Origin of the sequence: Rhodococcus sp. SORGH_AS_0301 (assembly GCF_030818285.1) — a bacterium.
Classification (GTDB): Bacteria; Actinomycetota; Actinomycetes; order Mycobacteriales; family Mycobacteriaceae; genus Rhodococcoides.
Map to the genome: position 1 here is coordinate 2,989,270 of NZ_JAUTAC010000002.1, position 23,305 is coordinate 3,012,574.

Here is a 23,305-nt window from a genome sequence, read left to right on the forward strand (position 1 = left end):
TGTCAGAAGTTCTTGGGAGCGAAGAAGCGGGAGACCAGCTTCGCGCCGATGTTCAGCACCGCGACGATGAGGATGAGGGTGAGGGCGGCACCCCACATCCGCTCACTGGTGAGGGCAGCGGTTCCGGCCTTCTGGAGGTCGACCATCATGAGCGGCAGGGACGTCTGCGGACCGGCGAACAGGTTGAAGTTGATGGCCGTCGCGGACCCGACCAGGATCAGCACCGGCGCCGTCTCACCCATGACGCGGGCGAGAGCGAGCATGATGCCCGTGACGATGCCCGAGAGCGCCGTCGGGACGACGATCTTGGCGATGGTCTTCCACTTCGGCACACCCAGCGCGTACGACGCCTCGCGCAGGTCTTGGGGAACGATGCGGAGCATCTCCTCCGCCGAGCGCACGATCACGGGGATCATGAGCAGGACCAGGGCGAGCGAGACAGCCAGACCCGACCGGTCGAAGCCGAACGTCGCGATCCACAGCGAGTAGATGAACAGCGCCGCGACGATGGACGGGACACCGGTGAGGATGTCGACCATGAACGTCGTGGCCTTCGCGAGCCGCGTACCCACGCCGTACTCGACGAGGTAGATGGCGACGAAGATGCCGATCGGGATGGAGATGACCGCGCAGAAGAGTCCCTGGAGCAGCGTTCCGACGATCGCGTGGTACGCGCCGCCGCCTTCCTTGAAGGGGGTGACACCCGCCTGCGAGTACTGCCACCAGTCGGCCGACGCGACGGCGCCGATACCGCGGGAGACGACGGTGTAGAGAACCCAGATCAGTGGGACGAGCGCGACGAGCACCGCGAGGGACACGAGGACCGTCGCGATCGAGTCGGAGGCCTTGCGACGGGCACTGACACCCTGGAAGGTCGGCTCCTTGACGGGGCGATCCATGGTGGCGGTTCCACCGGACGTGGTGTCGGCCATGGGTCAGTCCTTCTTTCCAGCGATGGCGGCGCGGGCGCCGGCGTTGACGACGAAGGTGAGGACGAACAGCACCAGGCCCGCGGCGATGTAGGCACCGGCCTGCAGCTGGTTGTTGAACTCACCCGCGGCCAGTGCGATCTTCGTCGCGAAGGTGTTGCCGCCGTCGAACAGCGTCCAGCCGAACGTCTCCTGGGTGCTGCGGATGATGATGTAGAGCGCGATGGTCTCGCCGAGCGCGCGGCCCAGGCCCAGCATCGAGCCGCTGACGAAGCCGGACTTGCCGAACGGGATGACCGTGGTGCGCACGACCTCCCACCGAGTGGCGCCGAGGGCGAGAGCAGCCTCGATCTGGCCACGGGGCGTCTGGACGAACACCTCGCGGGTGACCGCGGCGATGATCGGCAGGATCATGACGGCGAGCACGATCGCACCGGTGAAGATGGTGCCGCCGCCGGCGATGGAGACGGAACCGGTGGCGAAGAGCGGGAACCACGCGAGGTTCGTGTTGAGCCACTCGGCGACGGGCGAGATGACCGGCGCGAGAACGTACAGGCCCCAGAGTCCGAAGACGATGGACGGCACGGCGGCCAGCAGGTCGATGACGTAGCCCAGCGGGCCCGCCAGACGCTTCGGGGCGTAGTTCGTCAGGTAGATCGCGATGCCCAGTGCCACCGGCATGGCGATCAGCAGAGCCACCACCGACACCGTGGCCGTGACCAGGAACAGGTCACGGACACCGAAGAGCATGGCGGACGTGTCCGACGTGCTCCACTGCCCGTTGTACGTGAAGAAGTTCACGGTGTTGTTCTGCAGCGCGGGGATCGCCCGCCACAGGAGGAACCCACCGATCGCCGCGATCAGGACGATGACGAAGACACCGGAACCGGTGGCGAGCGTCGAGAAGATGCGGTCACCCGGGCGGGTGACCGTACCTGAGGCTTTCTTGTCGGGCACTGGTGTCGGCGCTTCCGTCTTGCGAGCGGCGCTCACGGCCGATGTGGTGGCCGGCGTGACGTCGCTGATCGAATGGGTGTCGCTCATACCGCTCACTGTCTCGTGTGGGGTGGTACGGCATCGCCTGCATCACCCGGTGAATGGTCTTCGGGGGTGATGCAGGCGAGAACCAGTGTGTCAGGAAATGGCGTTGATCGCCGTCACCAGACGCTCCTTGAAGCTGTCCGGGAGCGGCACGTAACCGGCAGCCTCGAGGCCTTCCTGGCCCTCGTTGGCAGCGCTGAGCAGGAACGACTTGACGCCCGCGGCGGTCTCCGCGTCGTAGCCCTTGGAGCAGACGATCTCGTAGGTCGACAGCACCAGCGGGTAGGAATCGGCTTCCTTGCTGGCGAACAGTGCGTCGGTGTCGAGCGCGAGGTCGTTTCCGTCACCGGAGAAGGTGACCGTGTCGATCGCCTTGGCGGCGGTCTCGGTGGTGAGCTCGACGGCACCGGCGCCGAAGTCGATCTGCGCCGCGGTCAGGTTCTCCTGATCGGCGAAGCCCTTCTCGACGTACGTGATGGCGCCCGGGGTGGCGGCAGCGGCCTGAGCGACGCCCGACGAACCGTTGGCGCCCTCGCCCACTCCACCGGCCCAGTCGGAGCTGTGGTCCAGCGTCCAGGACTGCGGTGCGGCGTCGGACAGGAAGCGCTGGAAGTTGTCGCTGGTGCCCGAGGAATCCGAGCGGTAGATCGGCGTGATGGCGGTGGTCGGGAGCGACGCGCCCTCGTTCAGCGCGGCGATGGCCGGATCGTTCCAGGTGGTGATCTTGCCGGTGAAGATCTGGGCGATGACGTCGGGCGTCAGGACCAGGTCGTCGACACCGTCGAGCGTGTAGGCCACGGCGACCGGACCGAACACGAGGGGAAGGTTCCACGCCGGGTTGCCGGCGCAGCGCGTGGCGGCCGCGTCGGCCTGCTCTTCCTTGATGGACGAGTCCGAGCCCGCGAAGTCCACGAGACCGGCGACGAACTGGGTCCGGCCGTTGCCGGAACCGCTCACGGTGTACTCCACGGCCTTGCCGGAGCACACACCCGAGTAGACGGACGTGAAGTTGGACATCGCGTTCTGCTGCGCCGACGATCCTTCGCCGGTGATGGGGCTCTTGCCCTCGCACGTCGCGGCGGAGTCACCACTGCCGGTGGCCTCGACGTTCGCGTCGGAACCACATGCAGCCAGCGTCAATCCGCCGACAGCCAGTACACCCATGAGGGCAATGCTGCGCTCGAGCTTCACCTGTCTCCTCCAGAAACAGCCCGTCGGCGACCGATCGGTCGGCGGGCGAGAAAAGATGCGGTGACGTCGTACCGCAACGGGCAGCGTGCGCTACCCGTGGGAGAACGTAAGCGCCGGTGGTGGACGGTTCACCGCGCCTTTGTGAACGGAGGGTGAACAGACAGACCGAAAACCCGGATCGGGATGCGATGCGCGTCTCAGGGACCGCACCGGTCCCGCGTCAGACGCGCGCGAACGCCGCGTCGACGTGGAAGGTGGCGAAGCCGAGCCGGTCGTACGTGTGCACGGCGGCCGTGTTGTCCGACTCGACGTACAGCAGCACGCCGGCGAGGCCGCGATCGGCCAGATACCGCAGGCCGGCGAGCGTGAGGGTCCGGCCGAGCCCCCTGCCCTGGGCCGCCGGATCGATGCCGACGACGTAGACCTCACCCAGTTCGGGATCGTCTCCGGTCGGCGGGTGCACCTTGGTCCAGTGGAACCCCAGCACCGTGTCCGGGTCGTCCGTCGACGTCGCCACGAACAGCCCCGCGGGGTCGAACCAGGACTCCGCGCGGCGCTCGTCGATCTCCGCCTGCGTCCAGCCACCCTGCTCGGGGTGCCAGGAGAACGCGGCGTTGTTCACCCGCAGGATCTCGGCGTCGTCGGACTCCCGGTAGGTCCGCACGGTGATGCCGTCCGGGACGGTGAGTTCGGGCAGGGGCGCCGCGTCGGGGCCACCGAGCGGGCGGCGCATCTGCAGCAGTTCGCGGACCACCTCGAGACCGACTTTCTCGGCGACGCGATCGGCGGCGGGCAGCCGCCCGTGGGCCCACACGCGCGCCCCCGGTGCTGCGAGAGCGCGGTCGACCAGCGCGGTGCCGACGCCGCGGCCCCGGTGATCGGGGTGCACGACGGCCTCCACCATGACCGGCGCGTCACCGCGCGCGGACGAGAGCGTCGCGTACCCCACGAGGTGTTCGCCGTCCAGTGCCAGCAGATGCTCGTCGTCCCGCGGAGAGTCCACGGCGCGCTCGGCCTGCTCCGACAGCGGCGGTGTCCCGTCGGCGGTCGTGGCGGCCTCGATCGCGTCGCGGACGCGTCGGGCCTCGTCGCCGACCGGTCGCCGTGCCTCGAGTCGAATCGCGTCGCTCACGTCAGAAGGCCGTCCGATCAGCTGGGGCGAACGAGGGTGTCGCCGTGTCGTTCTCGATGTCCAGGTCGCCGTCCGACGGCAGGTCGACCGCGTCGTCGCTGCCCGCCGCGCCCTTACCTGCCCGGCTCGGTCTCACGGCCTTGTATCCCACGTTGCGCACGGTGCCGATGAGCGACTCGTACTCCGTTCCGAGCTTCGCGCGCAGACGCCGGACGTGCACGTCCACAGTGCGGGTACCGCCGAAGAAGTCGTACCCCCACACCTCCTGCAGCAGCTGCGCCCGGGTGAAGACGCGGCCCGCGTGCTGGGCGAGGTACTTGAGGAGTTCGAACTCCTTGTAGGTGAGGTCGAGCGGTCGCCCGCGCAGACGGGCGGTGTAGGTGCCCTCGTCGATGACGAGCTCGCCGAGCGTGATCTTTCCCGAGGCCTCGGGACTGCTGACGCCTCCGTGGCGGCCCACGAGCAGACGCAACCGGGCATCGAGCTCGGCGGGTCCGGTGGTGGGCAACAGGATGTCGTCGAGGCCCCACTCCGCGTTGACGGCGACCAGGCCGCCCTCGGTGAGCACGGCCACCACGGGTACCGACGAGCCGGCGCTGCCGAGCAGTCGGCACAGTCCGCGGGCGGCGGCCAGATCGGTGCGCGCGTCGACGAGCGCGATGTCCGCGCTCCCGGCCTCGAGCAACGACGAGACCTCGGTCGGCGCGGGACGCACCGTGTGCGCCAGGAGCGCGAGGGACGGGAGCACGGACTCCGGATCCGGATCGGAGGTCAGCAGCAGCAACTCCACAGGGCCTCCTCGTCCGCTCTTCTTCGGCCGGACGAGCCCACCAGCGGGTCCGCGACCGGCACTTCCGGTTGTTCTTCGGTCACAGACTAACCTGTCGGAAGGCAGGACAGTCGGCTGCGAGCCGCCACCGCCCGCCTCGGGACCCGCCCGCAGGACACCGAACCGCCCGAGAGGAACTCCGTGCGAAAACTGATCGTCGGGCTCGTCTTCGTCCTGGCGCTCGCTCTGGCCGCCGATTTCGGCACCGCCGCCTACTCCGAGTACCGCGTCTCGCGGGCACTGCGGGACGGCGGAGATCTGGTGTCCGATCCGCAGGTGACCATCCACGGCTTCCCGTTCCTGACCCAGGCGGCCGACGGCAGGTACGGCCGCGTGGAGATCCGAGCGCAGGACGTCCCCACCGACTACGTCGAGAAGACGACCATCGAGGCGACGTTGCGCGGCGTGCGCATTCCGGCCTCCGACCTGCTCGACGGATCGGTGCGCACGGTGCCCATGGATCAACTCGACGCGCGCGTCCGTATCGACGCCACCGACCTCGGCCGGTTCCTCGAGATCCCCGACCTCCAGGTCTCCACTCCCCCCGCCGACCGCTCCGACGGCACCGGCGGTTCGGGCGGTTCCGGCGAGACCACCGCCGGGGCCGTGGTCCTCACGGGCACCGTGCCCGTCGGCCCCCTGGACACCGCGGTCAGCGTCACCGCCGAGCTCCGGCTCGACGGTGGAACCGTGTCCATCGTCGCGTCGGACCTCTACTTCGGGCCCGAGGGCCAGGCCGACTTCACCATCCCCGACTTCCTGAAGCCCGCGGTCCTGGGCCTGTTCACCCGCACGATCGACGAGCAGCAGCTGCCGTTCGGCATCCTCCCCACGTCGGTCTACGCGGAGGGCGGCCAGATCGTCATCGAGGGCAGCGCCGAGGACGTCACCATCGAACTCGACGAGATCCGCACGCCGTGAGCGCCGTCGTCGTCCTTCTCGTCGCCCTGGCGCTCGCCGCCGTGGTGGGCCTGTGGGTCCGCCGCCGAGAGGGCGCCGTCCGCACGTCGGATCGCGGCGGCGCGTCGGGATCGCGAGCTCACGCTCTGCGCGCCGCCGGCGCCACCGACGGCGCGGTGACCGTGCTCCACTTCTCCGCCACCTGGTGCGGCCCGTGTGCGGCGGTGCGACGCGTCGTGTCCGCCGTGGTGAGCGACCTCGAGTCGGCGGGGCACCGCGTGTCCGACGTCGAGGTGGACATGGACGAGAATCCGCAGCTCGCCCGCGACTTCGGCGTGATGTCTCTCCCGACCACCTTCGTGCTCGACGGGGCGATGCGGGAACGATCGCGCGCGTCGGGTGTGCCGTCGTCGAAGGACCTGCGGGCCGCCGTGCTCTCGGCGTCCGATTCACCCTCGTCGGAGTGACGAGCGACACCCGGAACTTCTGGATCTGGACCGGCGTGGGTACCATGGCCGACGTGACCGCCAGCCACGAGCTTCTGCTCACCCGACGCCGCACAGTGGACCTGTGCCGCCTCGGTGGCTGTTGCTGCCGTTGCCGCTGACGACGGTCCTCCCCTCGTCGACCCGTCCGCTCGGGTACAGCCGTGCTGTACCGACCTCGGACCGCTCGACGATCGCCGGAGACCATGCGCATCCGCTCGGTCCCCTTTCCTCCACTCCAGGAGCATCTCGATGTCATCCATTCCCCCGCAGGTCGACGTTCGTGGTCCCCGCTTCGTCGCCTGGGTGACCACCGGCGTCCTCGTCGTGACGCTGCTCGTGTCGACGGTGTCGCTCACCGCTGCAGCGGTGCTCCTGGGCCTGCAGACGCTGGTCTTCGCGTACGGCGCTGCTGCCGGGCCGGCAGCGCATCCCTACGGACGCGTGTTCCGCGCCGTCGTCGCACCGCGCCTGGGCCCGGTGTCGGAGACCGAACCGACGACCCCCCTGCGGTTCGCGCAGGGACTGGGATTCGCCTTCTCGATCGTGGGAACCCTCGGGTTCGCGCTGTCCTCGACGACCGTCGGCACCGTCGCCACGGGTCTGGCCCTGTTCGCCGCCGTGCTGAACGCGGCGTTCGGAATCTGCCTGGGCTGCAAGATCTACCCACTCGCGAGTCGGCTCCTGCCGGCTCGACATGCCACCACCTGAACCACCCACCACCTGTCAGAGAAGAATCGAAAGGAACCACATGGCTCGCTCCGACGTCCTGGTCACTGCCGACTGGGCCGAGCAGAACCTGCATGCTCCCAAGACCGTGTTCGTCGAGGTCGACGAGGACACCAGCGCCTACGACACCGGCCACATCGAGGGTGCCGTCAAGCTCGACTGGAAGTCCGACCTCCAGGATCCGGTCCTTCGTGACTTCCTGAACCAGGAGCAGTTCTCGGACCTGCTGTCGACGCGCGGCATCGCCAACGACGACACCGTGATCCTCTACGGCGGCAACAACAACTGGTTCGCGGCCTACGCCTACTGGTATTTCAAGCTGTACGGCCACAAGGACGTCCGTCTGCTCGACGGCGGCCGCAAGAAGTGGGAACTGGACGGTCGTCCGCTGAGCACCGACGCCGTCTCGAGGGAGACCACGTCATACAAGGCCGAGGCTCCCGACCTGTCGATCCGCGCGTTCCGCGACGAGGTCATCGCCGCCATCGGCACCAAGAACCTCCTCGACATCCGCTCCCCCGACGAGTACTCGGGCAAGATCCTGGCGCCGGCACACCTCCCGCAGGAGCAGAGCCAGCGTCCCGGCCACATCCCCGGCGCCGTCAACGTGCCGTGGAGCAAGGCAGCGAACGAGGACGGCACCTTCAAGTCCGACGAGGAACTGAAGGAGCTCTACGACGGTGTCGGCATCGATCCGAGCAAGGGCACGATCGCGTACTGCCGCATCGGCGAGCGCTCGTCGCACAGCTGGTTCGCACTGACACAGCTGCTCGGCTACGAGAACGTCAAGAACTACGACGGCAGCTGGACCGAATACGGCTCCCTCGTGGGAGCACCTATCGAGTTGGGAGCGTAATCATGTGTGGAGCACCTGCTCAGGGACAGACCCTTCCCGCCGGCGTCGACGTGGAGAAGGAGACGGTCATCACGGGCCGTGTCCTGGCCGCGTCGGACGGTCAGCCCGTCGGCGGTGCGTACGTGCGCCTGCTCGACAGCACGGGTGAGTTCACCGCCGAGGTCGTCGCGTCCGGAACCGGCGACTTCCGCTTCTTCGCGGCCCCCGGCACCTGGACGCTGCGCGCGCTGTCCGCGTCCGGCAACGGCGACGTGACCATCTCGCCCGAGTCCGCCGGCCTCCACGAGGCCGAGATCTCGATCGGCGCCTGACCGAACACCTCTCGTTTCAGCCGAACACCCTCCCCAGCGTGCTGGGGAGGGTGTTCGCGTCGTGGAGGGTGTGCGATCCGACCGCGGGAACTACTTGCCGGGCTCCGGCGGGAGGCCGAGGGACTTCAGCACTTCCTCCCACGTCGACGGCACCGTCTCCACGGGCTGCGCAGGCGGCGCGAGATAGCCGGGATTCACCGGGGGAATCACGCGGGGCTCGGCGGGCGCCGTCGTGTCTCCCGCAGGAGGAGCGGCCGGCTCGTCGACCGGAGGGGCCTCGCTCTGCTCGCGAGCGAGGTCGGTGATCCAGCGGATCATCTTCTCGCTCTCCCAGTCGCGGCCGTTGTCCGGGAAGTTGTCCCAGTAGTAGAGGTGCTGCAGAAACCCCAGTTCGACGTAGGGCTTCTCGAACAGCTGCGGGATGTCGGCGTTGTCCTCGCCGAACCCCACGGCCTCCGCCTGCAGCTTGGCCTCGACGACGGGGCGGCCGGGACCGAGCGCCCACGTCACGGCGTCGAACATCTCGCGCGGCGTCGGCGACCTCTCGTCCGGCAGTGGCTGGGTGCGGTCCGACACCCGGAGCATCACGTCGAGCAGCGACTCGTCCGACGTGGCGAAGTCCGGGTCGCTGAAGACGTGCGCGATGGTGCGAGCCGCGACGTCGGACGAGACCGCGACGAACTCGGTGACGGTGCGGCCCGGATCGAGCAGGGTGAAGTGCATCCGCCCGAAGACGTTGAGCGCCAACGGCAGGACGCCGAGGTTCTCCGGTGCGTCACAGGCGATGTCCATCGGACGGCACGCCCACCGGATCTTGTTCGTGAGGGTTCCGTAGTCCTTCGGCTCGGACGACATGAAGCCACCACCCGGCGGACCGGGCTTGTCCAGAGACGCAGTGCCGGCAGGGCGGTACGGATCTCCGACGAGGGCGACCCCGGCGATGTCGTCGGACGTCACGTGCGCCGTGGACGGTCGGGACCCGATGTCGACGGCGAGGCGCTCGACCACCTCGGCACCCACGCTGTAGCCGAGCAGCACGTACTTCGTCGACGTGCCGCACGCGGTCTTGTTGGCGTCGATCATCCGGCCCATGGTCGCGAGGCCCTCGGCGACGGATTCCTGATAGGTGGGCACCGGCTCGGCCACGGCCACGCCGTACTCCGACGCGTACGGCACGTACACCCAACCGACTCGTCCGGGCGTGGACGCCGAGGCCTCCCCCGCGGGCACGGTCACGTTGCCGACCCAGTTGGACCACGGCAGCCGGTCCACCTCGTCGACGGGGTTCCGGTCCGACTCCGAGTCCGTCGCGCCCGTGATGGCGACGATGAGCACGTCGGGGCAGTCGTACGCGTAGTTGTTCGGATCCTGATCGACTTTCGTGCCCAGCCCGAACGTGTCGAGCACCGACTCGACGGGGTCGTCGCCCAGACCGAGCGGATCGGAGGGGGTGATCGGTGCCGCCCCCGCCAGTCCTCCAGGGATCGCGCACAACAGCAGTGTCGCGAGGGCAGCGGTCGCCGCGCGCAGCACGATCCTCGTCGGCCCGGTCCGCCGACGGTCGGTCGGGTCGAGCCCGGTCACACGAAGCATGGATGGATCACCCTCGTCTCTCGGTTCCAGAACCTCACGACCTTAAACAATGAATCGCGTCACCGGACCCGGCACAGGTTGTCATCCGTCACACAGTCTGCGGACCGCCTGCGTCGACCGATCGCGACGGCGGCCCGCGGCAGATCCACGACACCGCCGGTCTACAATCGGTGCGTGGTCCTATTCTTCGAAGCACTCCTCATCCTGGCGTCGATCCTCATCGCCTGGTTCTCGCTGTACGTCGTCTATCGCCTGGTCACCGACGAGTCGTGACCGACGAGTTCGGCACCCCGGCGCCCCGCCTGAGCGGTGACGCCGCGGTCGCGCGTGCGGAGGAACGGGCCAAGGAGACGGCCGGGCGCAACATCCCGCTGCTCCCCGATCTGCCCGGTGACGGTGACACCGCCAATCTGCGGCAGGGTCCCGACATCTCGCACTCCATGCTGGCACTGCTGCCGCTGGTCGGCGTGTGGCGCGGCACCGGTGAGGGACACGACGCCGAGGGCGACTACACACTGGGACAGCAGATCGTCGTGAGCCACGACGGCGGTCCCTACCTGTCGTGGGAGTCCCGCACCTGGCGCGTCGACGAGAACGGCGCCTACGCCGGTCGCGACATGCGCGAGTCCGGCTTCTGGCGGGTGAGCGGAACCGGTGAGCCCGGCGACGACGGCGAGGAGACCCTCGAGCTCCTGCTGACCCACGCCAGCGGGCTCATCGAGCTGTACTACGGCCGCGCACTGACGCAGTCGTCCTGGGAGCTGGCCACCGACGTGGTCATCAGAAGCACGTCGGCGGCGCTGGTCGGGGGCGCGAAGCGTCTCTACGGCATCGTCGAGGGTGGCGATCTCGCGTACGTCGAGGAGCGGGTCGGACCGGACGGCGATCTCGAGCCCCGGCTGTCCGCCCGCCTCGAACGCTACGTGGGCTGACGCTCGCCCTTCTCGCTCTCCGCATCCTTCCCGGAACCGGTGTCGGTCTTGTAGGTGTCGGATTTCTCGGCGTCGGATTTTTCGGAGGCACCGTCCTCGTCGAAGTCCGCGAACGCGGTACCGGACACGGTGCCGCCGGTGCCGGGCAGCGTCACCGTCTCGCGCGCACCGGTCTCGTACCGCGCATTGAGGCCGTCCATCTTCTCGCCGGCGCGATCGAGGTCCTCCTGCGTCAGCTCGGGGCCCACGGTCTCCTCGTTCGCCGAACCGGTGTCGGAGGACGTGTCGTCGGTGTTCGTCGTGTCGGGCTGCTCGTCACTCGTCATGTCCCCCACAGTGACACAGGCGAGGGGGTCTGCTCGGCAGAACGGGGAAGACCAGGCGCGCGGGCCTGATCCGGACATGGGACGACCCCCGAGCCCTACCGGTACACCGTTGCAGGAGTACGGGTCTCGGTCTGGACGGACCGAGGGCTCGGGGGTCGGGTAGCTGCCTGGTATTCGCCCGCCGCTCGCGCGGTGAGAGAAGAACCGTCAGCGGTTGCGGCTAGCGGGCAGCCACCTCACGCGTCCAAGAGTCATACAATTCCAGACCACCTCCTCTCTCGTGTACAGACGACGCTACGCGTGGATCAGCCCGGTCGGCAACGTCTTTTTCCGTGAGCGAACACACCTGACGTTCACCGCTCACGGTCACCACTCGAACGCCCGTCGGCACCGGTCGATGCGTCACGACCAGAACGGTCGTCGCCCGATCGAACAGTCCACCGTCGGGATCGAGCATCGCGGCGAGCAACGCGGCGGAGGACACGTCGTCCACGTGTTCGGTGGGCTCGTCGACGATGATCACCGCCGCCCGCGAGAGCGTCGCGCGGGCCAGCAGCAGTCGGCGACGCTGTCCGCCGGACAGCACCTCCGCGCCGCCGTCGAGGTCCGTGTGCACACCGTCGGGCAGTGCGCGCACCCAGTCGCCGAGCCCGACCCGGTCGAGTGCCGCCGTCGCCTCCGTCTCGGTCACGTCACCGCGCACCACACGGAGGTTCTCCAGAACGGTGGTCCGGAAGACATGGGCGTCCTCGGCGACGTAGGACACCGTCCGGCGCACCGCGTCCTCGGACAGTTCGCCGACGGACCTGCCGTCGACGAGCACGGCGCCCGCGGCGGGGGCGACGAGCCCCGCGATCGTCATGGCGAGCGTGGACTTGCCGACGCCGCTGGGTCCGCTGATCGCCAGGCGCGCACCGGGTTCCACCACCAGAGATACCGGCGCGGTCCGCGATCCGCCGCGGCCTGCGACGACGTCGCACACCTCGAGGCGCACCGACGGCGACGGCGACTGGTCGTCCTTCGGCGTCACCGCCGGCCCGGAGCGGGCCTCGTCCACGAGAGCCATGATCCGCCGAGCCGCCGCGGATCCGCGCACCCACGCCACCGCGGCGGCGGGTATCGCACCCGTCGCCTCGAACGCGGCGAGCGGAACCAGCACCACGACGGCGAGCCCGGTGGGGTCGGTGCCGCCCGCGAACCCCGATGCGGTGCCGTACGCCGAGATGCCGACGGCGAGGGCGCCCAGCACCGCGACTCCCATCGACAGCGGGGTCGCCGCGGCGGACAGGGCGGACCACCCGGCGGCGCGGTCCTGCGCGGCACCGACGGCGCGGTCGGCCTCGTCGGCGCGGCGTCGCACGTCTGCCAGTCGCCCGGACACCCGGAGTTCGGCGGCGTGGTCGATCGCGGTGACGGCGTGGGCGGCGAGGTCGGCTCGCGCAGCGACGAGAGCCTCGGCGGCGGCCCGCTCGGCCCTGGCGCTCGACCAGGGCGCCACGACCCCGGAGACGAGCAACGCGACCGCCAGCACTATTGCCGCGGCAGGGGACCACACGGCGACGAGTCCGACCGCGAGGGCCGAGACCACCGCCGCGACGGCGACGGGAACGAGGGCGCGCACCACCACGTCGCCGACGGCGTCCACGTCGGCGCCGGTCCGCACGAGGAGATCCCCTCGCCGCGTCGTCACCGCCGTGGCCGAATCACCCTGCGACAGCTCGCGGTACAGGGTGGACCGCGCACGGACGGTCCCGCGCAGTGCGACGTCGTGAGTGGCCAGTCGTTCCAGATACCGACACACGCCGCGCGTGATGCCGAGCGCGCGCACCGCGACCACGGCCACCGAGAGGTGCAACACCGGCGGCATCTGCCATGCCCGCGTGATGAGCCAGGCCGAGAGCGCGGACAGCGCGAGTGCACTGCCCAGCGTCGCGACTCCCGCCGCCACGGCCCGCGCGACGCGCCCCGGCGGCAGGTCGAGCAGCCGCAGTGCCCGCGTCAGATCGCTCATGCCGACACCGCCGCTCGGTCCACGTGCACGACAGAGTCCGCGGCGGCGAGCACCTCGGGCGTGTGCCCCACGATGACGACGGTGCGGCCGCCGTCGGCCGCGGCCCGCAGGGACCCGAGCACCCGACGCGCCGATTCCGGGTCGAGGTGGGCGGTCGGTTCGTCCAGGAGCACGACGGATTCCGTCGCGGCGAGAGTGCGCGTCAGGGCCAACCGCTGGGCTTCTCCGACGGACAGTCCCACTCCCCCGGCGCCGAGCATCGTCGCGGCTCCGCGGGGCAGGGACGCCAGGACGGACGAGAACCCCGTGGCGCGAGCAGCTTCGGCCACGTCACCACGCGCCCCGAGGTCGAGGTTGTCGGCGACGGATCCGGCGACGACGGCCGGACGCTGCGGCAGCCAGGTCACACGGCGCCACCACTGGTCGAGGTCGACGGTCGACAGGTCGACCCGCACCCCGTCGGAGCCCACGAGGGAGACGGACCCCTCGTCGGGATCGACGAGCCCGAGAACGGACGCCAGGACCGTCGACTTCCCGGTCCCGTTGGCGCCGGTCAGCACCGTCACCCGTCCCGCCCGGAACGTCGCGTCGAGGTGGCGGGGTGCCCACCCGTCCCGCCCGCGGACCGACAGGTTCGTCAGGACGACGGTGACCGGACCGGTGGGCGGCGCGGCCGTCCGCTGGTCACGCGGCGCCTGCGACTCGGCGCTCTCGAGCAGAGCGAAGGTACGTCCCGCGGCCTCCGCACCGTCCTCGGACGCGTGGAAGGCGGCACCGAGTGCGCGCAGCGGCAAGTAGACCTCGGGCGCCAGAATGAGCGCGACGATGCCGGGTGCCAGCTCCATGTCGCCGTACACGAGGCGTAGACCGATCGACACCGCGACGAGTGCGACGCCGAGCGTGGCCAGCAGTTCGAGCACCATGGACGAGAGGAAGGCGACGCGCAGTGCGGCCATCGTCCGGCGGCGGTGCTCGTCCCCGAGTTCGCCGACCCGCGCGGCCGGCCCGTCCTGCCGGCCGAGTGCGCGCAGTGTCGGGATTCCGGCGAGCAGGTCCATCAGCTGAGAGGACAGTCGCGTCATCGCGTCGAGGGTTCGTCGGGACCGCCCGCGGGTCATCAGACCGATCAGCACCATGAACACCGGGATCGTCGGGAGTGTGACCGCCACGATCACCGCGGAGAGCGGATCGACGAACGCGATCATAAGGGTCGCGATCGGCGTGACGGTCGCCGCCAGGACGAGGGCCGGGACGTAGTCGGTGAGGTAGGGCGCCAGTCCGTCGAGACCACGCGTGACCACCGTCGACCACTCGCCCCGATCCTCCCCGCCGCGCGCGCGCGTCGTCGTGGCCGCGTCCAGCATGTCCGCGCGCAACCCGCGCACGACTCGGACCGCCGAGCGGTGCGCGTACCTCGACCGCGCCCACGACGCGAGGACGCGGACCAGTACGGCGGCAGCCAGGACCGTCAGCTCGGTGGTCCAGGCTCCGACCGTCCGACGGGTCGGGTCGGTGACCGCGCCGCCCAGCACGGTCCCGACGACGACGGCGATGACGACGACGCACGCGGTCGTCACCAGGGAGAGCGCCACCGACCCCACGAGGTGACGACGGACGGGCACCGACCGGTGCCACAACCGGGGGTCGATCGGTCCTCGGGGCCGCCTCGTCGCGGTCATCGAGTGCTCGCCAGGCCGATGGACGCCGGGATCTGCGTCGTCGAGATGCGCCGACGGAAGACCCAGTAGGTCCAGCCCTGGTAGGCCAGGACCACCGGTGCCACGATCGCCGACAGCCACGCCATGATGCGCAACGTGTACGCGGAGGACGACGCGTTGTCGACGGTCAGCGAGAACGCGGCGTCGATGGTCGAGGGCATCACGTTCGGGAACAGTGAGCAGAAGAGCAACAGCACGGCTCCGCCGATGGTCACGGTGGTGCCGACGAAGGCCCATCCGTCTCGCCCGCGCAGCACGGCCACCGCTGCCGTCACCAGCCCTGCCACGGCAGCGGCGACGATCCACCAGGTCCAGCCCTTCCCGTGCGCGAGCTGAGTCCACAGCGCGAACACCCCGGCGCCCACCACGGTCGGAACGATCAGTGCCGCAGCGAGTCTCGATGCGTCCGCTCGAACCTCGCCGGCCGTCTTGAGGGCGATGAACACGGCACCGTGGAACGCGAAGAGCATCGCTGTGGTCGCACCACCCAGCAGCGCATAGGGAGTGAGAAGGTCGAGCAGTCCCGAGGTGACCTTCTTGTCCGCGTCGATGGCGACACCGCGCACGATGTTCGCGAAGGCGACACCCCACAGCACCGCGGGCACCCAGGAACCGATCCCGATACCGAGGTCGCACCGACGCCGCCACACGGGGTCGTCGATCTTGCCGCGGTACTCGATGGCACAGATACGCAGGATGAGCGCCACGAGGATCAGCAGCAGCGGCAGATAGAAGCCGGAGAAGAGCGTCGCGTACCACTCGGGGAAGGCCGCGAAGAGCACTCCTCCCGCCGTGATGAGCCACACCTCGTTGCCGTCCCACACCGGACCGATCGTGTTGAGCACGACGCGACGTCGGGTCTCGGCGTCGTCCCGGCCGGATCGACCGAGAACGGGCATGAGCATGCCGACCCCGAAGTCGAATCCCTCGAGAACGAAGTATCCGACGAACAATGCGGTGACGACGGCGAACCAGAATTCGGGCGTTCCCATGATCATGTCTCCGGCGGGTCAGTAGGCGAACGAGAGCGGGCGGGCGTCGGCGTCGGTGTCGTCACCGTCGTCGTCGTGGGGGTGCCTGTCGTGCTCGAGCGGACCTGCCTGCACGTGGCGACGCATGAGCAGGAACCAGACGGCACCGAGCCCGGCATAGAGGACGGTGAACGTCGCGAGGGACGCCGCCACCAGAGCGACGGGGTGGTCGGACACACCCTGGTCGACCGTCAGGCGGATCATGTCGACTCCGCTGGGGTTGGGCGCGACGATCCAGGGTTGGCGGCCCATCTCGGTGAAGATCCAGCCCGCACTGTTGGCCAGGAAGGGTGTCGGGATCGCGAGCAGTGAGAGCCGGGAGAACCAGCGCTGGTCCGGAACTCGGCCACCTCGAGTGACCCACAGGCCGGCGAGCGCGAGCACGGCGGACCCGGCGGCGAGGCCGATCATCATCCGGAAGGCCCAGTAGGTCACGAAGAGGTTGGGCCGATAGTTACCCGGTCCGTACTGCTCCTCGTACTGCTGCTGCAGCTCGGTGACACCCTGGACGGTCGCGTCGACGTCGCTCTTCGCGAGGAACGACGTCAGGCCGGGGATCGCGACGATGTGCTGGACGCTGTCGCAGTTGTTGTGGGTGCCGATGGTGAGGATCGAGAACGAGGCGCCGGTCTCGGTGTGACACAGCGACTCTGCCGATGCCATCTTCATGGGCTGCTGCTCGAACATCAGCTTGCCCTGCACGTCTCCGGTGATCGCGAGTGCAGCGCCGGAGGCGATCATGACGACGAATGCCAGCCGGGCCGCGGGGCGGAACATGGAGCGGGCCTCCGACGAGGGGCCGACGTCGCCGCGACGTGCGCTGCGCACCATCCACCACCCGGCGATGCCGGCGACGAATGTCGCTGCGGTGAGGAAGGATCCGGCCACCGCGTGCGGGAACGCCGCGAGCGCCGTGTTGTTGGTGAGCATGGCCCAGAAGTCGACGAGCTCGGCACGCCCCGTGTCCGGGTCGTAGACGGCCCCCACCGGGTGCTGCATCCACGAGTTCGCGGCGATGATGAAGTAGGCGGAGGCGTTGACCCCGATGGCCACCAGCCAGATCGTCACCAGGTGAACGACTTTCGGCAGCCGTTGCCACCCGAAGATCCACAGCCCGAGGAACGTGGACTCGAGGAAGAACGCGACGAGGCCCTCGAGCGCGAGCGGCGCACCGAAGACGTCGCCCACGAACCGTGAGTACTCGGACCAGTTCATGCCGAACTGGAACTCCTGGACGATGCCGGTGGCGACGCCGAGTGCGAAGTTGACGAGGAAGAGCTTGCCGAAGAACTTGGTGAGCCGGTACCAGGAGTCCTTGCCGGTGATCACCCACATGGTCTGCATCGCGGCGACGATCGGAGCGAGTCCGATGGTCAGCGGGACGAGCAGGAAGTGATAGACGGTGGTGATTCCGAACTGCCATCGTGAGACATCGAGTGCGTCCATGACCAGCTTCTTGTCGTCGGCTGCGAGGCGGGGATCCTGCCTACGGGGCCGACGCTACTACTACGCGTAGTAGTAGGCGATGGACTGTGTCCACCGTTACCTGTGGCGCGCGTCAACGCGCGACGGCGGTGTCCACCAGTTCGCGCACGACGCGGTCCGACGGCATCTCCTTGAGGTGCGTGGTGTCGAGCGTGTGCACGCGCGCGGCCAGCGTGACGGAGGAGATCAGCCAGACACTGTCGGCCAGGATCAGATCGGCCACCCGCAACGGCTCGTGCGCACAGTCGAAGCCGGCGTCGCCCGCGACCTCGAAGAGAGCGTCCACCGTGGTGCCGCGCAGCACCCCGTGCTCCACCGGAGGCGTGACCATGCGGCGGTCCACCACGGCCAGCACGCTCGACCGTGGACCCTCGAGCACCTGCCCCTCGATACTGCGGAACACGACCTCGTCGAAGCCCTCTCGTGCCGCGTGGCGCAGGGCCGCCATGTTGGTGGCGTAGGACAGAGTCTTCGCACCGAGCAGGGCCCAGGGCGACTGCTGTGTCGCGTCGATGGAGAAACCCCGGTTCAGGGTCAGGGCCGACACGCCCTCCGCGCGCGCCTGGGTGACGCGATCGGCGACGGCGGAGACCATGACGAGCGCCGTCTCGGCACCGTCCGCGCCCTCGCGCCCCCGGCTCAGCAGCAGCCGCATCGCACCCTCGCCGCCACCGGTCTTCTCCCACTGCGCGAGTGCCACGTCCACCGCGCGCCGCCATGCGTCGACGTCCGGTTCCGCGAGGTCGAGCATGGCCGCCGACCGGGTGAGGCGGGCGAGGTGAGCGTCGAGTCGGCACGCCCGACCCTCGCGGATCAGCACGGTCTCGAAGATGCCGTCCCCGCGCACCGCCGCCAGGTCGTCGGCATGCAGAACAGGCTCGGTCGGATCGAGCACGGCACCGTCCAGGGTCACCACCACGCGTGAAGTCATGGCCCCGAGGGTAGTGCCGTGGCCGGACCGGGCAGTCCGCTCCTAGACTGGTGGGGTGTCCGAGACCCCTGGCCTGTACTCCTCCCCCGTTCTGGCCCGCCCCGGCGCGGTGGCCGCACCCCAGGACGGTCCCGATCGTGGAACCGCCTGGCACTACGGGGATCCGTTGGGTGAGCAGCGCGCCGCCGTCACGACCGCCGCGGTCGTCGATCGGTCGAACCGGTTCGTCATCGCGATCACCGGCGAGGAGCGACTGACCTGGTTGCACACCATCTCCAGCCAGCACGTCGCGACGCTTGCCGACGGAGCCTCCGCGGAGAACCTGAGCCTGGACGTCAACGGGCGCGTCGAACACCACATGGTCATGACAGACCTCGACGGCACCACCTGGATCGACACCGAGGCGGACCGCGGACCGGACCTTCTCGCCTTCCTGTCGAAGATGGTGTTCTGGTCGAAGGCCGCGCCGCGTCGCGGCAGCGAACGGGTCGTCGTGTCGTTGCTCGGCCCGAAGGCAGGCTCCATCCTGCGAGCGGTGGGCGCCGAGGTGCCCGCGATGCCGTACGACGCCCTTCCGCTCGACGCCGCGAACCCCGACGCCGGTCTCGTCCGCCGGATGCCGTGGCCGACCCGCACCGATTCATTCGACGTCCTGGTCCCCGCCGACCGTCTCGACGAGTGGTGGGCGAAGTTCGTCGTCGCGGGTGCGCGTGAGGCGGGCAGCTGGGCGTTCGAGGCGCTGCGCGTCGAGTCCGGTCGACCACGCCTCGGTCTCGACACCGACGACCGCACGATTCCCCACGAGGTCGGCTGGATCGGCGGGGTCACCGAGTTCGGGGCCGTCCACCTCGAGAAGGGGTGCTACCGCGGACAGGAGACGGTGGCGCGCGTCCACAATCTGGGCAAGCCTCCGCGCCGACTGGTCCTGCTGCACCTCGACGGCTCCGCGGACGGTCGACCGGAGACGGGCGACGACGTCACCGTCGGCGGCCGATCCGTGGGCCGCATCGGCACCGTCGTCGATCACTTCGAGCTCGGACCGATCGCGCTCGCACAGATCAAGCGCGCGGTGCCGGTGGAGACCACGCTCGACGCCGGGCCGTGTGCCGCCTCGATCGATCCCGACTCCTACGTCCTGGACACCGCGGTCCAGGCGGGCCGCGCCGCGGTGGATCGGCTGCGCGGCCGGTGACGCAGCCGGCCCCGTCGGGACGCGTGCTGTCGGTGTGCGTCGTGCACACCATCCACCCCATCTCTCGGCCGGCGGTAGTCGACTCCGCCATCGACAAGCGAGCGGTGTCCGGACCGGTCGACGTCACCGAGCTCGGTCTGCACGGTGATCGCTCCTGCGACGTCACCTTCCACGGCGGCGCGGACCAGGCGGTCTACGCGTACGACGAGGCCGAGGCCGACAGGTGGGCCGAGGAACTCGGCCGGGAGGTTCCCGCGGGGTGGTTCGGTGAGAACCTGCGCGTGAGCGGACTGCCCGTCACCGATGCGGTCGTCGGAACGCGCTGGTCGGTGGGCACCGCCGAGCTCGAGGTGACCATTCCGCGGCGCCCGTGTGCCGCCTTCGCGCGGTGGACGGGCGAGAAGACCTGGGTCAAGCGTTTCACCGCGCGGGGCGATGTCGGGGCGTACCTGCGCGTCGTGCGAGTCGGCGCGCTCTCGGCGGGCGACGACATCGAGATCGTGTCCGTTCCCGACCACGGAGTCACCGTGCGGGACCTCTTCACCGGGGTGTCGGCGGAGGCGATGCAGATCCTTCTGAACACCCCCGATCTGGCGCCCAAGGTCTACCGCGAGGCCCGCGACATGGCGGCCCGGGCGGCGCGGCGCGCACCGTCGGTGTGACACCGGCGCCGGTGGAAGCGCAGACCCGATTCGCACGCTAGAGTGTGGGCAGGAAGAACACACAATCAGACGGGGCCGCCAAAAAATCCCAGGCCGCCCCGCTACTCGCGAGGGGGTTAGCCATGGGCCGCGGCCGGGCTAAGGCAAAGCAGACCAAAGTTGCACGTGAGCTCAAGTACAGCTCACCGTCCACGGACTTCGAGAGTCTCCAACGAGAGCTCACAGGTTCCCCCGACTCGCACCGCAACGGCATCGCCGATCGGGAGCCGTCCCGACACGACGATGACGACTACGACGACTGGCGGCGCTGACCGCATCCCCTGACACGGGGGGAATCCTCACATCGCACACACGACCGTGCGGGGCGTTCCGACTCAGGGACGCCCCGCACGGTCGTGTGTGCGAGGTTCTTCACGCGAGGTCAGATCGCATACTGTCGCGGCGTGTGCTGGACGCTGATCCAGTGGTCGGTGGTGAACTCCTCGATGGCCCACTCGCCGCCGAAACGACCGATGCCCGAGTTCTTCTCGCCGCCGAACGCGGTGTTGGGCTCGTCGTTGATCGTGGTGTCGTTCACGTGTGTCATTCCGGCGTCGAGTCTCGTCGCCACCCGGACCGCACGCTCGACGTCTCGCGAGAACACCGCGCTGGAGAGCTCGTACTCGGTGTCGTTCGCGATCCGGACGGCGTCGTCCTCCCCGTCTGCGCGGATCACCGTGGCGACGGGTCCGAACACCTCCTCGGCGGCGGTCGCGACGCCGTTCGTTCCCAGCACGAGATGTGGGCCCAGCACCCGCCCGGCCGGTCCCGAACGCTCTCCGCGCACGCGGATCTCCGCGCCGTCCGACTCCGCGCGAGAGATCCGGTCGAGAGATCCGGTCGAGAGTCGACTCCACCTGCGCGTCGTTGATGATCGGGCCGATCTGTGTGTCGGGATCGGCGGGGTCGCCGGTGCGCAGTGACCGGACCCGCTCGGTGAGCCGGTCCACCACCTCGTCGTGCACCGCATCGACCGCGATCACCCGGTTGGTCGCCATACACACCTGACCCTGGTGGAAGAACGACCCGAAGACCGCCGCGTTCACGGCTGCCTCGACGTCCGCGTCCTCCAGCACGACCAGAGGCCCGTTGCCCCCGAGTTCGAGGGACATCCTGGTGAGCGGCGCCGACGCCGCGATGCCCGACCCCACGGGCGTCGAGCCTGTGAACGACACGAGCCGTGTGAGGGGATGCGAGGTCACGGCGTCACCGATCTCGCTGCTCTTGCCGACGACGACGGACAGCAGGCCGGCGGGTAACCCGGCATCCTCGAGGATTCTGGCCAGCAGGAGTCCGCCGGTGACGGGGGTGTCGCTCGCGGGCTTCAGCACCACTGCGTTGCCGAGCGCCAGCGCGGGCGCCACCGAGCGGGCGGACAGTTGCATCGGGAAGTTCCACGGACTGATCACCGTGACCACGCCGAGGGGCCGCCGGTACACGCGGTTCTCCTTGCCGTCGATCAGGGCAGCGGGGAGAATGCGCCCGGCCGATCGAGTGGGGTAGCTCGCCGATTCGAGCATCACCGCGCGGACGGCCAGCCATTCCCACTCGGCGCGGGGGCGGATGGCGCCGACCTCCGCGACGAGCCAGTCCACGATCTCGTCCTTGCGCTCCTCCATGATGCGCGCTGCGCGGTGGAACACGTCCGCACGCTCGGTCGGGAGCGTGGACTCCCAGTCCCGCTGCGCGATGCTCGCCGCCGTGAACGCTGCGTCGACGTCGGCCGCATCGGCCAGCGGGAGGGTGGTCAGGACGTCGCCCGAGTACGGGTTCACGTCGTCGGCGGTGCGGCCGTCTCGGCCCACTCGCCACTGACCGGCGATCGGGAGGGTGTCGAATCCGTCGTACGTCGTCATGCCGGTCGGGTGCCCGACCAGTCCTGCGACAAACGAGAACCTAGAAACGCGGGTGATTACCCGTCAGCACGGCGCGCTCGTCGGTTCCGCTGTCGGCGGACTTCTTGACCGTCCCCAGCGTCCAGCAGTCGATGTGGCGAGCAGTGAGCACGGCGAGGGCGCGGTCGACGTCCTCGGGTGCCACGATCGCGACCATGCCGACGCCCATGTTGAACGTGCGGTCCATCTCCTCGCGCTCCACGCGTCCGCGCTGCGCGATCATCGCGAAGATCGGAGCCGGGCTCCACGTTCCGCGATCGAGCTCGGCGACGAGGCCCTTCGGCATGACGCGAGCGAGGTTGGCAGCCAGGCCACCACCGGTGACGTGGCAGAACGTCCGCACGTCCGTCTCCGCCGCGAGGGCGAGGCAGTCCTTGGCGTAGATGCGGGTGGGTTCGAGCATCTCCTCGCCGAGCGTGCGACCGAACTCCTCGACATGACCGGTGAGCGACATGCGGCTGATGTCGAGCAGAACCTTGCGAGCGAGGGAGTAGCCGTTGGAGTGCAGTCCCGAGGACCCCATCGCGAGGACCACGTCGCCGGGACGCACCCGGTCCGGGCCCAGCACCTGGTCGGCCTCGACGACGCCGACACCCGTCGCGGACAGGTCGTACTCGCCGTCCGCCATCATGCCGGGGTGCTCGGCGGTCTCGCCGCCCAGCAGTGCGCATCCGGCCAGGATGCAGCCGTCGGCGATGCCCTTGACCAACTGCGCGACGTGCTCGGGCACCACGCGCCCCACCGCGATGTAGTCCTGCAGGAACAACGGCTCGGCGCCGCAGACGACGAGGTCGTCCACGACCATCGCGACCAGGTCGAGTCCCACCGTGTCGTGCTTGTCCAGAGCCTGCGCGACCGCGATCTTGGTGCCCACACCGTCGGTGGACGCGGCGAGCAGCGGCTCGCGGTATCCGCCCTTCAGCGCGAACAGGCCGGCGAACCCACCGAGACCGCCCATGACCTCCGGTCGCGACGCCCGCTTGGCGAGGGGCGCGAACAGCTCGACGGCACGATCACCGGCTTCGATGTCCACTCCTGCCGCTGCGTACGAGGCTCCTGCGCCGGGCTGGTGGGTGTCATCGGTCAT

23 protein-coding genes and 1 pseudogene are annotated in these 23,305 nt (G+C 69.5%); 9 read left to right on the plus strand and 15 right to left on the minus strand.

The window, feature by feature from the left end; translation table 11 throughout:
• Window positions 1-2 precede the first annotated feature (2 nt).
• The 5 genes from pstA to QE397_RS14710 form a co-directional block, all read right to left on the minus strand.
• Window positions 3-932, minus strand: coding sequence for a phosphate ABC transporter permease PstA (pstA, locus tag QE397_RS14690; RefSeq protein ID WP_285187808.1), 930 nt, complete (start codon window positions 930-932; stop codon window positions 3-5).
• 3 nt (window positions 933-935) lie between these two features.
• On the minus strand, window positions 936-1,973 hold the full coding sequence (gene pstC, locus QE397_RS14695; RefSeq protein ID WP_027504268.1) for a phosphate ABC transporter permease subunit PstC: 1,038 nt from the start codon (window positions 1,971-1,973) through the stop codon (window positions 936-938).
• Between the two features lie 90 nt (window positions 1,974-2,063).
• Window positions 2,064-3,161, minus strand: coding sequence for a phosphate ABC transporter substrate-binding protein PstS (pstS, locus tag QE397_RS14700; protein WP_027504269.1), 1,098 nt, complete (start codon window positions 3,159-3,161; stop codon window positions 2,064-2,066).
• A 220-nt stretch (window positions 3,162-3,381) separates the two neighbouring features.
• Window positions 3,382-4,293, minus strand: a complete 912-nt coding sequence (gene mshD, locus QE397_RS14705) for a mycothiol synthase (RefSeq protein ID WP_373425240.1) — start codon at window positions 4,291-4,293, stop codon at window positions 3,382-3,384.
• Between the two features lies 1 nt (window position 4,294).
• Window positions 4,295-5,083, minus strand: a complete 789-nt coding sequence (locus QE397_RS14710; protein ID WP_056446762.1) for a response regulator transcription factor — start codon at window positions 5,081-5,083, stop codon at window positions 4,295-4,297.
• A gap of 180 nt (window positions 5,084-5,263) precedes the next feature.
• Between QE397_RS14710 and QE397_RS14715 the strand changes: the two genes are divergently transcribed.
• The 5 genes from QE397_RS14715 (at window position 5,264) to QE397_RS14735 (ending at window position 8,403) form a co-directional block, all read left to right on the plus strand.
• Window positions 5,264-6,043 (plus strand): LmeA family phospholipid-binding protein, encoded by a 780-nt coding sequence (locus tag QE397_RS14715; RefSeq protein ID WP_027504272.1) that lies wholly within the window; start codon window positions 5,264-5,266, stop codon window positions 6,041-6,043.
• The gene (locus QE397_RS14720; RefSeq protein ID WP_285187804.1) at window positions 6,040-6,489 is read left to right on the plus strand and encodes a thioredoxin family protein; all 450 of its coding nucleotides are present in this window, start codon (window positions 6,040-6,042) and stop codon (window positions 6,487-6,489) included. The genes QE397_RS14715 and QE397_RS14720 overlap by 4 nt, the downstream gene beginning before the upstream one ends.
• Window positions 6,490-6,759: 270 nt before the next feature.
• Window positions 6,760-7,218 (plus strand): DUF4395 domain-containing protein, encoded by a 459-nt coding sequence (locus QE397_RS14725; protein WP_222627838.1) that lies wholly within the window; start codon window positions 6,760-6,762, stop codon window positions 7,216-7,218.
• A gap of 40 nt (window positions 7,219-7,258) precedes the next feature.
• Entirely contained in the window at window positions 7,259-8,092 is an 834-nt protein-coding gene (locus tag QE397_RS14730) for a sulfurtransferase (RefSeq protein WP_056446752.1), read from the plus strand.
• Between the two features lie 2 nt (window positions 8,093-8,094).
• A complete protein-coding gene (locus QE397_RS14735) occupies window positions 8,095-8,403 on the plus strand; it encodes a DUF1416 domain-containing protein (protein WP_027504276.1) in 309 nt (102 codons plus the stop codon).
• A 90-nt stretch (window positions 8,404-8,493) separates the two neighbouring features.
• On the opposite strand, the gene QE397_RS14740 is transcribed toward QE397_RS14735, so the two are convergent.
• On the minus strand, window positions 8,494-9,996 hold the full coding sequence (locus QE397_RS14740) for a cutinase family protein (RefSeq protein WP_222646616.1): 1,503 nt from the start codon (window positions 9,994-9,996) through the stop codon (window positions 8,494-8,496).
• Window positions 9,997-10,265: 269 nt separating this feature from the next.
• On the opposite strand from QE397_RS14740, the gene QE397_RS14745 reads away from it, so the two are divergent.
• Window positions 10,266-10,928 carry an FABP family protein gene (locus tag QE397_RS14745; RefSeq protein WP_307095551.1) on the plus strand — a complete coding sequence of 221 codons (663 nt, stop codon included), beginning with the start codon at window positions 10,266-10,268 and terminating at the stop codon, window positions 10,926-10,928.
• Here QE397_RS14745 and QE397_RS14750 read toward each other — a convergent pair.
• The 6 genes from QE397_RS14750 to QE397_RS14775 form a co-directional block, all read right to left on the minus strand.
• Complete coding sequence (locus QE397_RS14750) at window positions 10,916-11,254, minus strand: hypothetical protein (RefSeq protein WP_307095553.1); 339 nt, start codon at window positions 11,252-11,254, stop codon at window positions 10,916-10,918. The two genes, QE397_RS14745 and QE397_RS14750, sit on opposite strands and share 13 nt — an antisense overlap.
• Window positions 11,255-11,474: 220 nt before the next feature.
• Window positions 11,475-13,265, minus strand: a complete 1,791-nt coding sequence (gene cydC, locus QE397_RS14755) for a thiol reductant ABC exporter subunit CydC (protein WP_307095555.1) — start codon at window positions 13,263-13,265, stop codon at window positions 11,475-11,477.
• On the minus strand, window positions 13,262-14,944 hold the full coding sequence (gene cydD / locus QE397_RS14760) for a thiol reductant ABC exporter subunit CydD (protein ID WP_307095558.1): 1,683 nt from the start codon (window positions 14,942-14,944) through the stop codon (window positions 13,262-13,264). Before cydD ends, cydC begins: the two co-directional genes overlap by 4 nt.
• Entirely contained in the window at window positions 14,941-15,975 is a 1,035-nt protein-coding gene (gene cydB, locus QE397_RS14765; protein ID WP_222627850.1) for a cytochrome d ubiquinol oxidase subunit II, read from the minus strand. Before cydB ends, cydD begins: the two co-directional genes overlap by 4 nt.
• An 18-nt stretch (window positions 15,976-15,993) precedes the next feature.
• Window positions 15,994-17,460 (minus strand): cytochrome ubiquinol oxidase subunit I, encoded by a 1,467-nt coding sequence (locus tag QE397_RS14770; protein ID WP_285187789.1) that lies wholly within the window; start codon window positions 17,458-17,460, stop codon window positions 15,994-15,996.
• Window positions 17,461-17,572: 112 nt separating this feature from the next.
• Window positions 17,573-18,430 carry an aminodeoxychorismate lyase gene (locus QE397_RS14775; protein WP_222646610.1) on the minus strand — a complete coding sequence of 286 codons (858 nt, stop codon included), beginning with the start codon at window positions 18,428-18,430 and terminating at the stop codon, window positions 17,573-17,575.
• A 55-nt stretch (window positions 18,431-18,485) separates the two neighbouring features.
• Between QE397_RS14775 and QE397_RS14780 the strand changes: the two genes are divergently transcribed.
• From QE397_RS14780 to QE397_RS14790, 3 genes are all read left to right on the plus strand, one after another.
• Window positions 18,486-19,622, plus strand: a complete 1,137-nt coding sequence (locus QE397_RS14780) for a folate-binding protein (protein WP_222627856.1) — start codon at window positions 18,486-18,488, stop codon at window positions 19,620-19,622.
• The gene (locus QE397_RS14785) at window positions 19,619-20,284 is read left to right on the plus strand and encodes an MOSC domain-containing protein (RefSeq protein WP_056446733.1); all 666 of its coding nucleotides are present in this window, start codon (window positions 19,619-19,621) and stop codon (window positions 20,282-20,284) included. Before QE397_RS14780 ends, QE397_RS14785 begins: the two co-directional genes overlap by 4 nt.
• A gap of 122 nt (window positions 20,285-20,406) precedes the next feature.
• A complete protein-coding gene (locus QE397_RS14790; protein ID WP_081821107.1) occupies window positions 20,407-20,595 on the plus strand; it encodes a DUF3073 domain-containing protein in 189 nt (62 codons plus the stop codon).
• 110 nt (window positions 20,596-20,705) lie between these two features.
• On the opposite strand, the gene QE397_RS21810 is transcribed toward QE397_RS14790, so the two are convergent.
• The 3 genes and pseudogenes from QE397_RS21810 to purM form a co-directional block, all read right to left on the minus strand.
• Window positions 20,706-21,293 (minus strand): aldehyde dehydrogenase family protein, encoded by a 588-nt coding sequence (locus QE397_RS21810; RefSeq protein ID WP_373425299.1) that lies wholly within the window; start codon window positions 21,291-21,293, stop codon window positions 20,706-20,708.
• Window positions 21,217-22,179 (minus strand): annotated as a pseudogene (locus QE397_RS21815) (aldehyde dehydrogenase family protein); the annotation flags it as partial. The pseudogene QE397_RS21815 and the gene QE397_RS21810, both read right to left, overlap by 77 nt.
• 40 nt (window positions 22,180-22,219) lie before the next feature.
• Window positions 22,220-23,305, minus strand: a complete 1,086-nt coding sequence (gene purM, locus QE397_RS14800; protein ID WP_027504286.1) for a phosphoribosylformylglycinamidine cyclo-ligase — start codon at window positions 23,303-23,305, stop codon at window positions 22,220-22,222.